At 39.1% G+C, this 14718-nt stretch carries 16 protein-coding genes and 3 pseudogenes; 12 read left to right on the forward strand and 7 right to left on the reverse strand.

The window, feature by feature from the left end:
- Positions 1–132, reverse strand: a pseudogene (locus tag FTV11_RS16025) (IS4 family transposase); the annotation flags it as partial.
- 151 nt (positions 133–283) lie between these two features.
- Positions 284–625, reverse strand: a complete 342-nt coding sequence (gene grxD / locus FTV11_RS16030) for a Grx4 family monothiol glutaredoxin (protein ID WP_067762767.1) — start codon at positions 623–625, stop codon at positions 284–286.
- 198 nt (positions 626–823) lie between these two features.
- On the opposite strand from grxD, the gene FTV11_RS16035 reads away from it, so the two are divergent.
- Positions 824–2035 carry an aspartate aminotransferase family protein gene (locus FTV11_RS16035; RefSeq protein ID WP_180050531.1) on the forward strand — a complete coding sequence of 404 codons (1212 nt, stop codon included), beginning with the start codon at positions 824–826 and terminating at the stop codon, positions 2033–2035.
- Between the two features lie 68 nt (positions 2036–2103).
- Here the strand turns inward: FTV11_RS16035 and FTV11_RS16040 are convergent, their stop codons facing one another.
- The 3 genes from FTV11_RS16040 to surE all read right to left on the reverse strand — a co-directional run bounded on the left by FTV11_RS16040 (position 2104) and on the right by surE (position 4844).
- Positions 2104–3033, reverse strand: coding sequence for a LysR family transcriptional regulator (locus FTV11_RS16040; protein ID WP_180004878.1), 930 nt, complete (start codon positions 3031–3033; stop codon positions 2104–2106).
- 92 nt (positions 3034–3125) lie between these two features.
- Positions 3126–3956 carry a peptidoglycan DD-metalloendopeptidase family protein gene (locus FTV11_RS16045; protein WP_180026461.1) on the reverse strand — a complete coding sequence of 277 codons (831 nt, stop codon included), beginning with the start codon at positions 3954–3956 and terminating at the stop codon, positions 3126–3128.
- 114 nt (positions 3957–4070) lie between these two features.
- Positions 4071–4844, reverse strand: coding sequence for a 5'/3'-nucleotidase SurE (gene surE / locus FTV11_RS16050; RefSeq protein ID WP_078190173.1), 774 nt, complete (start codon positions 4842–4844; stop codon positions 4071–4073).
- A gap of 116 nt (positions 4845–4960) precedes the next feature.
- On the opposite strand from surE, the gene FTV11_RS16055 reads away from it, so the two are divergent.
- The 11 genes and pseudogenes from FTV11_RS16055 to purB all read left to right on the forward strand — a co-directional run bounded on the left by FTV11_RS16055 (position 4961) and on the right by purB (position 14009).
- Entirely contained in the window at positions 4961–5335 is a 375-nt protein-coding gene (locus FTV11_RS16055) for an MCR_0457 family protein (RefSeq protein ID WP_078190174.1), read from the forward strand.
- Positions 5336–5563: 228 nt separating this feature from the next.
- Positions 5564–5950, forward strand: coding sequence for an MCR_0457 family protein (locus tag FTV11_RS16060; RefSeq protein WP_180063508.1), 387 nt, complete (start codon positions 5564–5566; stop codon positions 5948–5950).
- A gap of 118 nt (positions 5951–6068) precedes the next feature.
- Entirely contained in the window at positions 6069–7217 is a 1149-nt protein-coding gene (gene dacC / locus FTV11_RS16065; RefSeq protein ID WP_078191838.1) for a D-alanyl-D-alanine carboxypeptidase PBP5/6, read from the forward strand.
- A 103-nt stretch (positions 7218–7320) separates the two neighbouring features.
- Entirely contained in the window at positions 7321–7851 is a 531-nt protein-coding gene (locus FTV11_RS16070) for a gamma carbonic anhydrase family protein (RefSeq protein WP_180009363.1), read from the forward strand.
- Positions 7852–8044: 193 nt separating this feature from the next.
- Complete coding sequence (locus FTV11_RS16075) at positions 8045–8494, forward strand: PAAR domain-containing protein (RefSeq protein ID WP_168377839.1); 450 nt, start codon at positions 8045–8047, stop codon at positions 8492–8494.
- A pseudogene (locus FTV11_RS17235) lies at positions 8487–8760 on the forward strand (PAAR domain-containing protein); the annotation flags it as partial. The gene FTV11_RS16075 and the pseudogene FTV11_RS17235, both read left to right, overlap by 8 nt.
- A gap of 568 nt (positions 8761–9328) precedes the next feature.
- A complete protein-coding gene (locus tag FTV11_RS16085) occupies positions 9329–9961 on the forward strand; it encodes a hypothetical protein (RefSeq protein WP_168379209.1) in 633 nt (210 codons plus the stop codon).
- A gap of 232 nt (positions 9962–10193) precedes the next feature.
- On the forward strand, positions 10194–10679 hold the full coding sequence (locus tag FTV11_RS16090; protein ID WP_078190179.1) for an NUDIX hydrolase: 486 nt from the start codon (positions 10194–10196) through the stop codon (positions 10677–10679).
- A 4-nt stretch (positions 10680–10683) separates the two neighbouring features.
- The gene (gene mnmA, locus FTV11_RS16095) at positions 10684–11820 is read left to right on the forward strand and encodes a tRNA 2-thiouridine(34) synthase MnmA (protein ID WP_168379207.1); all 1137 of its coding nucleotides are present in this window, start codon (positions 10684–10686) and stop codon (positions 11818–11820) included.
- A 12-nt stretch (positions 11821–11832) separates the two neighbouring features.
- Positions 11833–12564: a high frequency lysogenization protein HflD gene (gene hflD / locus FTV11_RS16100; protein ID WP_218945479.1), complete on the forward strand. Its 732-nt coding sequence runs from the start codon at positions 11833–11835 to the stop codon at positions 12562–12564.
- Positions 12565–12620: 56 nt separating this feature from the next.
- Complete coding sequence (gene purB / locus FTV11_RS16105) at positions 12621–14009, forward strand: adenylosuccinate lyase (protein ID WP_168379206.1); 1389 nt, start codon at positions 12621–12623, stop codon at positions 14007–14009.
- 184 nt (positions 14010–14193) lie between these two features.
- Here the strand turns inward: purB and FTV11_RS16110 are convergent, their stop codons facing one another.
- On the reverse strand, positions 14194–14433 hold the full coding sequence (locus tag FTV11_RS16110) for a hypothetical protein (RefSeq protein ID WP_180004910.1): 240 nt from the start codon (positions 14431–14433) through the stop codon (positions 14194–14196).
- 85 nt (positions 14434–14518) lie between these two features.
- A pseudogene (locus FTV11_RS16115) lies at positions 14519–14718 on the reverse strand (integrase core domain-containing protein); the annotation flags it as partial.

The raw sequence follows: 14718 nt of genomic DNA on the forward strand, positions 1-14718 counted from the left end.
AGATGCAGAAGAAAGATTACATGTTTGCTTTAAAATAATCACAAGCATGATGAGCGCAAAGCACTTTAAATGTGACTTGTTCCATTTTAGAGATTTGTTTAAGATAAGATATAACTCATTGAGATGTGTCATAGTATTCGTCGTTAGAAAACAATTATTGTGACATTATTTCAATGAGTTATCTATTTTTGTCGTGTACAGAGAAATAAGTCATAAAAAAAGCGCCTTAAAGGCGCTATTTTTATCTGTATCCAATGATCAAAATCATCAAATACACATCCAATTAAGCTTCAGGAGCTGGGCTATATTGTTCAACTAAAGGTTGTAATTCACCTTTTTGGAACATATCAAGCATAATGTCGCTACCACCGATCAACTCACCATTGATCCATAATTGTGGGAAAGTCGGCCAGTTTGCAATTTGTGGAAGAGTTGCGCGAATATCTTGATTTTCAAGAATATTTACATAAGCAAACGGACGACCAATTTGACTGAGCGCTTCTACTGCACGCGCAGAGAAACCACACTGTGGAAACTGTGGAGTGCCTTTCATGTAAAGTAGAACTGCGTGTTTAGCAATTTGGTCACGAATTAACGCTTCTGTATCGCGTGCTTGTTCAGTCATTGATATATCCTCAATAAATCTGCTTCGCATTATACCCAAAACTGAGTAAAACAATATGACTAAAGCAATATTTCACGTTTTATTTACATTTCAGCTTTTCAAGTGAGTCATATTTTGCTTATATAGACCTCTTGATGCTCATATATATATGGCGTCTCCTCTATATTATTTCAATCACCTGACAAATTAGAGTTAGTCATGAATAACATTACCCTTGCCCCAGTACAAACTGATCAACCATCGCACTTGATGCCAGTATTTGGCCGCCAACCGATCAGCTTTGTCCGAGGTCAAGGTGCTCACCTGTATACCGCAGATGGCACAGAATACTTAGACGCACTGACAGGGATAGCTGTTTGTGGTTTAGGTCACTCACATCCTGCAATTACAGCAGCAATTGCTGAACAGGCAGCGACCCTCATTCACACCAGTAACTTATTTGAAGTGCCTTGGCAAACGGCTGCTGCGCAAAAATTAGCAGAAGTTGCGGGTATGGAAGAGGTTTTCTTCTCAAATAGTGGTGCAGAATCAAATGAAGGTGCAATCAAAATTGCACGTAAATTTGGTCATATGCAAGGTGTCGCAACACCAAAAATTATCGTTGCTGATCATTCTTTCCATGGTCGTACCATGGCAACCTTATCTGCAACAGGTAACAAAAAAGTTCAAGAAGGCTTTGGCCCATTGGTTGAAGGTTTTATCCGTGTACCTTTCGGTGATATCGAAGCGATTGAGGAAGCGGCGATTCACCACCCTGACATCGTAGCGATTTTGGTTGAGCCGATCCAAGGTGAAGGTGGTGTAAATACTGCACCTCAGGGTTTTAGCTACCTAGAAGAAATTCGTCAAATCTGTAATCAGCACAACTGGTTAATGATGCTTGATGAAGTGCAAACAGGTAATGGTCGTACAGGTAAATACTTTGCGTATCAACACACTAATATTGTTCCTGATGTGCTAACTACAGCTAAAGGTCTGGGTAATGGCTTCCCTATCGGCGCAGTCATGACTCAAGGTCGTGGTGTTGGCGTTTTAACAGCGGGTAACCACGGTTCAACTTATAGCGGTACAGCATTAGGTTCACGTGTGGTTTATACCGTGATTGATACCATTCAAAAAGAAAACCTTGTTGAAAATGCTGCAAATATGGGTGCGTATCTTGTTGAGCAATTCACAGAGCAACTTGCAGAGCAAAACGTGACTGTTCGTGGTTTTGGTTTAATGGTCGGCATTGAATTACCTAAAGCATGTGGCGAACTTGTGAATATTGCACGTGATGAGCATCACTTGATTATTAACGTAACAGCAGGCTCTGTGATTCGTTTATTACCTACGCTGAACATCAATAAAAAACAAGCGGATATCTTGATTGAACGCATTGTTAAAATGGTGAAAAACTTTCTAGCGTAATATGTGCCGAAAGTAAAAAAAGCCGCTAATTGCGGCTTTTTTTATATCTTCTTCAAATTTTTTTGTTTTTATGAGGCTTCTTGGTATACACGTCCGCCTGGTAATTGACTGAAATACAATTTTAATGCATCTAGGCAACGATGAATTTTAGTAGGCTGTTGATCACGTTTAGACATCACCGCATATAGAGTAAATGATGGTAAACGCCATTCTGGTAAAACTTCAACAAGAGAACCGTTTAATAAGTCTTTTTGCGTATCTAGATATAATATTCTTGCAATGCCATGTCCTTGTTGACACATTGCTTTTGCAGCAAATACATTATTTGTTGTAAATCGGGAGTGCACATCCAATGCAACCTGCTCTTTAGTCACTGCATTTTCAAATGCAAAATGCTGAAAGTTTTTAACCAAATTTATTTGAACCATATCATGATTTTGTAAATCTTCTGGTCGTGTAATTAAACTGGTTTGGTTGATATAGCTTGGTGCTGCAACGAGAACTTGTTCAACATGTGCCAATGGCACCACATGAAACTGTTGATCATCAATTTTTGAACTCATTCGTAACGCAATATCAATGCGGCCATCAATTAAGTCGATATATTGATTATCTGCTTCTAGATGAACGGATAAACCGCGATGTGCCGACATCCAATGTGACAATGCAGGAATCACATGATTCGCACAAATTTCTGGTGTCGATGCAATACGTAATTCACCGACTAAGTCGTCACGAAGTTCATTGATACGAATTTTGCCGCGCTCTGCGGCAGATAGCATCTCTTGGCAACTATGAAAAAAAGCTTGTCCAGCTTCTGTCAAACTTAACTTACGTGTTGAACGATGTAAAAGAATGACTTCCATATCCTGCTCTAGTGAGCGGATTTGCTGACTCACGGCACTCGTGGTAATACCTAACTCACGAGCAGCACCGCTAAACGAATTTTTTTCCACAACGCAAGCAAAGACACCCATTGCTCGAAGTTGATCTAACATAAATTTCCCTCATAAACTTATGAGAAGCTTCATCTTTCGATAAAAGCAACTCATTGTATTATACGGGGATATTTTGCTTTTGCATTATATATTTAATTATTTGGTAAAACTGAAGTTGGATTGATTGGTTTACCATCTAAACGCACTTGGAACTCAAGCATCGTGCGGTTGGTACCCGATGAACCCATCTCACCAATTTGCTGCCCTGCTTTCACAGTATCGCCACTTTTGACATTCATTTTACTGTTATGTGCATATGCAGTGATATAGCCATTAATATGCTTCACCAAAATTAAATTGCCGTACTCTTTAAGACCATCGGCGGCATAGACCACTTGACCATCAGCTGCTGCAAAAATAGGATCACCTGTATTACCTACGTAACGTGTTCCTTTCACATTCGATGCTAAGTTATAGCCTTGTAATACCGTAGGACGCGATACTGGACTCACCCAACGTAAACTTGAAGAACTGACCACAGGCGTTGGAACTGTAGTTCGCGTCACTGTCGATGGTGTGGTTGAAGCTTGAGTCACGGGCGCTGTTTGCGTTGGCATTGCAATCGTTTGGCGTTGAATTGGTGCCGCTTGAGTCATGGCTTGTGTAGACGTCGTACGACGAGAGCCACTATTTTTAAGGCGAATGGATTGTCCAACATAGATGCGATAAGGCTGGGCAATATCGTTCATTTCTGCGATGCTGACATAGCTCAAACCATAGCGAGCTGCAATGCCACTTAAAGTATCTCCCGAACGAACTGTATAATAATCCGGAGCAGTCGCATAACGGGTCGCATTATTAATTTGTGGTTTTGACGCACAGCCAGTCATGACCAAAGTCGTAACAACCGCAGCAGATAAAACAAGGGTCTTAAATAATGCTGCAGGAGCGGCAATAACGCGATATTGTGACACCAGGGACATCATCTTCCTCACTAATAATTCAAATATAGTCATTATGAATGGGCTAAGATTAGCAAAAATCCACTCTAAAAAAGTTGCGGCATAACCATTTTCACAAAGTTATAACATTAATACTTAAGATTTAGATAACTCTGAGTGCAAGTTATTCAAAATCTCATAGTTTGTAGCATCCATTTGTATAGGCGTTACACTGACATAACCATTTGCAACTGCAAAGAAGTCTGATTCGATATGCGTTAAGCCTTTTTTAGGCTCTGCCACAGCCTCACCTGCCAAGCCAATCCAATAGACTTGACGACCACGCGGGTCTACATGACTGGTAATCGGTTTGGACTGTAAACGTCGCCCTTGATAGGTCACTTTAGTGCCTTGAAGTTCAGCGACATCTGGAATATTGATATTAAAAATATGTCGTGCAGGTAGCGCAGGTAAGCCATTGGCAATAAAGTCATGCACCCATTGTGCAGCTACGGCATAATCTTCAGGGTTGTTATAACTACGCACATTCGGCCCAGCCAAAGACACGGCTAGCGCAGGTTGTTTCATTAGACGACCTTCAAATGCGGCACCGACCGTCCCTGAATACAGCACATCATCACCCAGATTTGCGCCGCTATTGATCCCACTCACCACCAAATCAAATTCAAAATCGAACAGACCATTCATTGATAAATACACACAGTCCGCAGGTGTGCCATTTACCGCCCACATATTTGGTGCAATTTCGACAGGTCGTAATGGTCGATCTAAAGTCAGTGCACTTGAAAAACCACTGCGTTCACTTTCAGGTGCAACAATCACCACACGACCGAGAGGACGCAATGCATGTGCTAAAGCTTGGATACCGGGAGCAAAAACGCCATCATCATTGGCAATTAATATATTCACAACTAAATTTCCATTACTAAAAAATTAAAAATGACTCGCAAGAACATTTTATTGAAATATATGAATAATTATATATATTTACATTTCAACATCCAGCATAAATGTGTGTGTACAAAATGAATAAAACCGTAGCACTTCGTGGTTTATTGGGCTTTGCTCTAGCAGCTTGCATGACTCAAACTGTGGTCGCAGACAATGACTTCACTCAAGAAGAAGCCAATACCATCGTAAAAGAAGACATTGCATCTGCACAAGTCATGTTAGAAGTATGCCCTGCGATTATTGGTCAAAATGCAAAATTTGATGCCAACATTCAAGCACTCACTAAAACATATCTTGCTGATTATTCTGATAAATCAATGACTTTAGAAAAACTACAGTCTGACAGCGAATATAAATCAGTTCTTGAAGAAGCTCGTCAAGCTGCTAAAGAAACTGATAAAGCTGAACAAAAATCAGTTTGTGATGACGTTTTAAGTTATGAAGGTTAATTGATCAATCTGATTTGGACGCCCTCTGAATAGGTTAGTCCTAATTGCATCAAACCCGCCCAAAAAAGGATGACGCTTTATAGCCTCATCCTTTTTTCTTTCACAATGTATTGATTTTTAAACAGCTTCAATACAATTTTCTACTGATCTCTACCCAAAATATGATTAAGCTAGGCAAATAAATGTTAGCTATTTGATATCTTTTAAGTTATTTCACAGGTTATTTAAATGAAAAACTCTTTTGTAAAATCTCTTTGTGCCCTTAGCCTTTCTGCTTTTGCGTTCACTACCATGTCTGCACATGCCGCAGATGAAAAAATTGAAGTGACACCTACACCTCAAGTGACCAGTCAAGAACTTGCAGCTATTTATGTACTTTCTGAAGTCTGTCCAAAACTGGTGAATGACAAAGATCAGCCGAAGTTTGAAGCGGGTTATGCAAAATTAGCCAAAGAATATATGCCGAATGAAAAGTACCCTGTAAATGCTTTACAACAGCTCAGCAAACAAAAAAGTTTTAAAGAAGCTTTAAAAGAAGCGCAGTCTGATGCGAAGAAAGCTGGTGACAAGAAAAATGGTGCGATTTGCAAAGAATTGACTGCTTACAGCAAATAATACCAATTGGTTACAATACTTTTAAAATAAGCGCTTGCACCCCATAGCAGTCCGCCTAGCTTTGTCCTAAAATGCTAGGCTCTTTGTGCTTATACCTAAGTTATTGGAACCACCCAGAATGACCCGAAAAACCGCCCTTGCCGCATTACTACTTGCACCTAGTTTTTCATTCGCGGCAACTGTCCTTTCTGCACCACCTGAATTAAATAATAAATCTTATGTGCTGATGGACTATGAGACAGGGCAAATCCTTGCTTCTAAAAATGAAAACGAAAAATTAGCTCCTGCTTCAATGACAAAAATGATGACCAGTTACATCATTGAGCAAAAGTTATTAAGCGGTGAACTAACTGAAAATGAAAAAGTACGTATGAATGAGTCGGCTTGGTGTCGCGGCAGCAGCACTGAGTCATGTATGTACGTTCCGCTCAACGGTACTGCAACTGCATTAGAAATGTTACGTGGCATTATCATTCAGTCGGGTAACGATGCTTCTAAAGCTATGGCAGAACATATTGCTGGCAATGAAGGCACCTTTGCCCACATGATGAACCAAGAAGCAAAACGTATTGGCATGGTGAATACTCAATTCATCAATGCGACAGGTATGCCAGCTGAAGGTCATTTCTCGACTGCCAAAGATATGGCTACTCTTGCGCAACATATCATTCATGACAGTTCAAAATACTATCCGATCTACTCTGAAAAAGAATTTACGTTCAATGGCATTAAGCAAGGCAACCGTAATGCCCTGCTTTATACTGACCCAAGTGTAGATGGTCTGAAAACTGGTCATACTGAAGAGGCTGGCTATTGCTTAACAACTTCAGCTAAACGTGGTCCATTACGTTTAATTTCAGTGATCTTTGGTGCGCCAAGCATGAACGAGCGTGCATCTCAAACACGTGAAATTTTAGCTTGGGGTTATGCAAACTTTGAAACTGTAAAAGTTCAACCTGCTAAACAAGTGCTTGCTAAAGCAAAAGTTTGGTACGGTAAAGACAATGAAGTTCAAGTTGGCCTAGCTGAAAACTTTAACGTGACAATGCCTAAAGGCGAAGCGAACGCCATTAAAACTCAATTGGTTGTTCAACCTAAATTGACTGCTCCTTTAAAACAAGGTCAAGTGGTTGGTAAATACGTTGCAACGCTTAATGGCAAAGTCATTGCTGAAAAACCACTTGTAGCTCTACAAAATGTTGAAGAAGCTGGTTTCTTTGCAAAAATGATTGATCACATCAAACAATTCTTTAGCAACTTATTCTAAGTTTAATGAAAACTGAGCTTTAAGACTAAAGTGAAAGCATCTAGATTTCGGTCTAGGTGCTTTTTTATTTTATAATGCCTAAAAACCTGTAGATGACTTTCCTATGAGCCAAAACATTCGCCCTTATTTACACACTGTTCCACGTATTGCTGACTCTTGCTATATCGATGAAATGTCAGTGGTGATTGGCGATGTTGTATTGGCTGAAAATGTCTCTGTTTGGCCATTTGCTGTGATTCGTGGTGATGTAAACCATATTCGTATTGGTAAAAACTCTAATGTGCAAGATCACTCAATGTTGCATGTGAGTCATAAAAAAGCCGATAAGCCTGAGGGTTCTCCACTGATTATTGGTGAAGATGTCACAATTGGTCATCATGTAAAATTACACGGTTGTACCATTGGTAATCGTGTTTTAGTCGGTATAGGTACGATTATTTTAGATGATGTAATTGTTGAAGATGATGTGATGATTGGTGCTGGTTCACTTGTTCCACCAAATAAGGTTTTGGAAAGTGGTTATTTATATGTGGGCAGTCCAGTCAAAAAAGTCCGCCCCCTAACCGATAAAGAAAAAGCATTTTTACCGTATTCAGCGCAGAATTATGTGAAGGTGTCGGGGAATTATAAATAAAATAGATTTTATTTAGGTTAATTTTTATTAAAGCATTATTTCAATGCTAAAAATTTATTTATTGTTTTGCACCTAAAATGCATATATTAGAATAAATATAAAATTAGATAGTATTTCCTTAGTTACATTTTCAAATTTTATTAGTCATCTTATTTTATTAAGCTCGAATATAATTACAATATTTGGACATAGTATGACTAGCCCTACTTTTTTGCATCAACTGCCAAAAGAGCAGCTACAAAAGCTTTCAAAAGAAGATATAAAAAAAATTCATGAGGCAGAACAACTATATTGGAATCATAAGCCTCACACAAAATATTATGTAGCATTTAACGGTGCAAAAACTAAAAATGGTGGACTTGTTCGGGCATCAAATCATACTTTTAAAGTCCAAGGGATATCATTGGCATTGATAGGTGATGAAGCCATATACTTAGATGGTTCAACAGCAAAAATTATCTCTGGCGCAGGATCGCTTTTCAATGTAGATGGTCGATCAGCCGCTCTAATCGGTTCATTTTTAGAAAATGGCGATGAAATTATTGATAGTCCAATTACATCTCATGTATTACGCTTATATCATGATGCGATACCCCCTATAGGCTTTATGACTACAACAATTGGAGACTCAAAAAATGTCTAAAGGATTCGGCATTCATGGGTCTACAACGAGCCACGGAGGAACAGTCATATCCACTCAGTTCAGAAGTTCACAGATGGGGAATCTTTTTTCTTCGTGCTGGAGATGGTTTCGCATGTCCGAAATGTAAAACTTGGTCTACGTTAATTAAAAGTAATGACCACGTTATTTTTGATGGCAAGGCTGTAGCTTATGTAGGCGATAAGTTCACTTGTGGTGCTACCTTACTCCCTAAGCAAGTACATGTAGTTGGAGCTAGTGGTGGTCCTAGTAATTCATCCGTCTTAAATTTTCAGACAACATCTCAACAAAGTAATAATTTGGCAAACAATTTTAGCCGTAACAAAGAAAATTATTATATAGAACAAAATAGAACACAATACGTGAAATTCAAAAATTTAATTCTTCCTTATGATGAGGATAAAAAGGTTGGGTAGGAGTTGTTTCTCAAGCTATTTCTGGGACTTGTGAATATATTGTTAGCTATATTTTAAAGGGTCGTGAATTATTTATAACAGTTTCCTATATAGCCCCTCCATTAAAAGGAGATGCTAAAATTAAACCTTTTGTTTCAGTAAAAATATTTAGAGAAAAAGCAAGAGATTTTAAACTACTCTCACAAAAAAATTTAGAAATAGGGAATGGTGTCTGGAATACTGAAAAGGGGAAAGAACTAGTTGGATCAGGAACAATTCTTCTTCCGGAGCCCAATTTGTCTTTAATTAAAGTTGAAATGCAAATGGGATATGAAGCCAAATTAGATGGCGGAATAATTTATCCAAATCCAAGATTTATAACACATACATTCACATTAACTTCGGCTGCTAGACGTATTTCATGAAAAAATATCTAATTTTAACTATTCTTTTTAGTACAGTTTTCACTATAACTGGATGCTCTAATGCACAAGAGATTCCAAAGAAAAATGAAGTTGTAGAAGAACAAAAAATATCCCTATCAGATGATATTATCATCCAAAAATACAGAATATTAATGAATGATATAGACATTCATAACCCTAAATCTAAAGAAAAATTAAAAAATATTTTATTAGATGTAAAAAAAATCCAAGCTCAAAATGAGCGAGAAAAAATAGAAATGAATATTTATCTCTCTTTAGAAATGTATCAAGAGGCTTATGAATTAAATAAGAAACAACTCAATGAGAGACCAACTCAAGCTAAATTATTTAAGCACTGTGAACTAATGCAAATTTTGAAATATCCGCAAAATGACCTGCGATCTTGTCAGAGTAAAGTAGCAGAAGGTATAAGGAATGAATTAAAGACTATCCCCAAAGATGATCCAGCCTATCCGTATGCTAAATGGGGATATTTATTAGCTATGTATAAATCAGGACATGGTGAGTATAAAGAACAAATGGAAAAATTCATTAACTCGACTACAGATGAAACAATGAAGTTCCAATTTCAGGGTTCTTATGAAATGGCAATTGAAAGTAACAATTGAAATAGTGCATGTATTAATTATTTTTTAATATTAATCATATCCATATTACAAAAAAAGCCTATATCAACTGTACAGGACTTTTTATGATTCATTGTTTCCAACCCCATTTATGAAACAGTGTTCCATAAATTTCTACGCTAAAAAATATCTCTATCCAAAGAATTCACCTCCCATCGTAGCCACCGCTCCCTAAATTTTGTAGAATAGCGTTTTTACCCCATGGTGCTTTTCTATGACCGCTTGGACTGCTCACGTCACTGTTGCGACAGTCGTTGAAAAAGACGGAAAATTCCTATTTGTTGAAGAACATACAGAAGGTGTGACCCATACTGTATTTAATCAACCTGCAGGTCATGTTGAAGCTGGCGAAACCATTATTGAAGCCGCCATTCGAGAAACCATGGAAGAAACAGGTCACGATGTAGAAATCACGAACCTCCTAGGCATGTATACTTATACTCCTCCGATGTTCCCTGATCGTACTTATTTCCGTTTCTGTTTCTTAGCTAAAGACATTCAGCACCATGCCGATGCACAATTAGACACAGGTATTGTCGGTGCAGTATGGATGACGCTTGATGAACTCATTGAGTCTGCCCGTGCGCGTAGTCCATTAGTCATCAAAGCTGTGCAAGATGCTCTTTCAGGTCAAAAATTTCCTTTATCGCTCATTTACGAGCACCAAAATTCTCCCTTAATTTCAAATTTGGATGCTTAATCCTATGCAACAACGTGTCATCGTCGGTATGTCTGGTGGTGTAGATTCTTCTGTATCTGCAGCACTTTTACTTCAACAAGGTTATCAAGTTGAAGGTCTTTTCATGAAAAACTGGGAAGAAGATGACGGCACGGAATACTGTACGGCAATGGAAGATCTTGCCGATGCTCAAGCCGTTTGTGACAAAATTGGAATCAAACTTCATACCGCAAACTTTGCGATGGAATATTGGGACCGTGTCTTTGAGCATTTCTTAGAAGAATATGCCGCAGGTCGTACACCAAACCCAGATATTCTCTGCAATAAAGAAATTAAATTCCGTGCATTTCTCGACCATGCTGTGAACTTAGGTGCTGACTTTATTGCGACAGGCCACTATTGCCGCCGTGGTGAAACGCTAAAAAATTCACGTGGTGAAGAGTATGCCCCTCTACTGCGTGGTCTAGACAACAACAAAGACCAAACCTATTTCCTACATGCAGTGCATGGTCGTGAAATTAACAAAACTTTGTTCCCTGTGGGTGAAATTGAAAAACCACAAGTGCGTAAAATCGCTGAAGAATTAGGTCTAATCACCGCGAAGAAAAAAGATTCAACAGGAATTTGCTTTATTGGCGAACGTCGATTTAATGACTTCTTAAAGCAATATTTACCTGCTCAACCCGGAAAAATCGTCCTAGACACGGGTAAAGAGGTTGGTGAACATCACGGCTTAATGTACTATACGCTCGGCCAACGTGGTGGCATCGGTCTTGGTGGTCTAAAAGGTGCTGAAGAAGGCGCTTGGTTTGTACTGCATAAAGATATCGAAGGTAATCGCCTAGTCGTTGGTCAAGGTCATGAACATCCACTCATGCAAAGCACCATTTTATGGTCTGAAGCGATTGATTGGGTGGCTGGTGAACAAGAGATTCCTGAATCAGGCTTCCGCTGCACAGCGAAAACTCGTTATCGTCAGCCTGACCAAGACTGTACAATATTTAAAGACCCTACAGCGCCAAATGGTGTGCGTGTCGAATTCGATGAGCCACAACGTGCTGTTACACCGGGTCAAAGTGTGGTGTTCTACACCGGTGAAGTTTGTTTAGGGGGTGGTGTGATTCATCATACCAATGCGCCTAAACCGGATTTTATTGAATAAGGATTGTTTCGGATGACAGAGTTACCGTTTCAACAGCCTCAGACTCTGAATACTCGCCAAAATCGTGCATTGGCGTTAGCTGCTGTTTTTCAAGCGACACAGCTGACCCACATGACTGCATTGACTGGGCAACAGAGTATCGGGGAAAGCGGTAACTTTTATTTTGAACATCTCATTAAAGCCAGTTTAAATATCCGTCCTAAGTCGAATCAGTCTAGTCAGACGCTTGATTTTTTTAGTGGCTTGGCGGATATTTCGCTGGGATTAAAAACCTTAGAAAGTAGCATTACTCAACCCTTCAATACATCTCCCAAATCTAGACTTCCTAAACTTGCCAATACTAAGCTACCCATGACGTATGCGATGGCGTTATTGCAGTTAGAAAAGAAAGTCTATAGCAATCCTAAATTTGTCGAAACCATTGAACAATCCCAACAAAAAATTCTAAGACAGCTTTCCTTTTTTGATAATAATTATTTACATCCAAGTATCATTGCCAATTTAGCGCAAACCTATATTGAAACTGCAGGCCAAATTAATCCACGTATTATGGTTCGTGGTAATGCCGAAGCATTTAAAGACACTTCTCATACCAATCGCATTCGCGCCACCTTATTTACCGGCTTACAAATGGCACATTTATGGCGTCAGCTCGGTGGTAGCTCATGGGGTATGATTTTCAGTAAGCGCAAGCTACTACAAGATATTCAAGATCTTGCCCGTTTACAGTATCAGGTGGTTTAACTGATGCAGTACGGGCTTTTTGTTTTACGTTTAATTCCAAAATTTAAGGAATCGCTATGAACGCTTTAACCGCACTTTCTCCATTAGATGGACGTTACGCAAGCAAATGTGATGCTCTACGTCCCTTCCTCTCTGAGTTTGGTTTAATCCATGCTCGTGTGACTGTTGAAGTGCGTTGGTTACAAGCACTTGCAAACCGTCCTGAAATCACTGAAGTTCCAGCGTTCAGTGCTGAAACTAACGCTGCGCTTGATGCAATTGTTGCGAACTTCTCTGAAGACAATGCAAACCGCATTAAAGAAATTGAACGTACAACAAACCATGATGTAAAAGCAGTTGAGTACTTCTTAAAAGAGCAAATCGCACATATCGATGAGCTTAAAAATGCTGGAGAATTCATTCACTTTGCATGTACATCTGAAGACATCAACAACTTGTCTCATGCTTTAATGCTTAAAAATGGCCGTGAAGTTTTAGTTGCAGCAATGCAGCAAATCATCGATTCAATCGTTGCTTTGGCTGAACAACACGCTGAACAACCAATGTTGTCTCGTACACATGGTCAAACTGCAAGCCCAACAACTTTGGGTAAAGAAATGGCGAACGTGGCTTACCGCCTTGCACGTCAAATCAAACAATTCAAACAAGTTGAATTACTTGGTAAAATCAATGGTGCAGTAGGTAACTACAACGCGCACTACTCTGCTTACCCTGAAATTAACTGGCCTGCGCATTCACAAGCATTTGTTGAATCATTAGGTTTAGAATTTAACCCGTACACCACTCAAATCGAACCACATGACTACATGGCGGAACTTTTTGATGCGCTACGTCGTTTCAACACCATTTTGATCGACTTTAACCGTGACGTTTGGGGCTACATCTCACTTGGTTTCTTCAAACAACGTTTGAAAGAAGGCGAAGTTGGTTCTTCAACAATGCCACATAAAGTTAACCCAATTGACTTCGAAAACTCTGAAGGTAACTTGGGTATTGCGAATGCGGTATTGGCTCACCTTGGTGAAAAACTTCCTGTATCTCGTTGGCAGCGTGACTTAACTGACTCAACTGTGCTTCGTAACATGGGTGTTGGTTTTGCACAAAGCTTGATCGCTTTTGAAGCTTGCTCTAAAGGTATTGGTAAACTTGAATTGAATGCTCAACGTATTCTTGAAGACCTTGACCATGCGCAAGAAGTACTTGCAGAACCGATTCAAACTGTTATGCGTCGTTATGCAGTTGAAAAACCTTACGAAAAACTTAAAGCCCTAACTCGTGGTCAAGCAATGACTCGCGAAATGATGGTTGATTTCGTAAATGGTAACGAATTAGAAGCTGTTCCAGCTGCTGACCGTGCGCGTCTTGCAGAAATGACACCTGCAACATATACAGGTAATGCATCAACTCAAGCAGCAAACATTAAAGATCTTATTTCTAAAATCTAATTTTAGATAGATCAAAAAAAACGAGGCTTCATGCCTCGTTTTTTATTTATAATACTTCTGCTCTCTTTGAGATGAGGAGCATGCTCCGCAAGGAGATGAGACTATCCAACTCTCCCTTGCGAACTCAGAATATATTCTGAGGATTCTCATCTCCTATAAGGAGATAGAAAATTTAGACGCAATTTTATTCTGCAGGGCAATATTTCGCCCAATCATCTTTCATTCGCTGTAATTCACAACCCGTTAAAACATCTGAGTAATAAATATAATATGTGGCATTGGGATACTGAATTTCATGGCGAAACATCATGCCCCGCAAAGATACAGAGAGCTCTTCTGGAAAATCATCTGTTAAATTAAGTTCTTCAAACTCATAGTTAAAATAACAATTTTGAGTCGCAATAAATGCCTCAACAACGGCCATAGTTACTTCCAAATACATAAACTTAGAGGTGGTCCCACATGTTTGAACAACTAAAAGCGTATTTATAAGTGATATTCCGCTCTAGTTAAGCCACCTTGTTTTGTTGGGGTAGCTGATCATAGTAAAACTCATTTAGCCTTGCGAAGCAGTGCTTCTCATGTCTAGACTCGAATGAGGTCGTTTCAGATTATAAAACTCAAAATATGCACTCAATTGCTTTTTCGCATCTGTGACACTGCTATAAGCTTTGAGATACACCTCTTCATATTTAACGCTCCGCCATAA

Origin of the sequence: Acinetobacter sp. YH12231 (assembly GCF_013417755.1) — a bacterium.
GTDB classification, from domain to species: Bacteria; Pseudomonadota; Gammaproteobacteria; order Pseudomonadales; family Moraxellaceae; genus Acinetobacter; species Acinetobacter amyesii.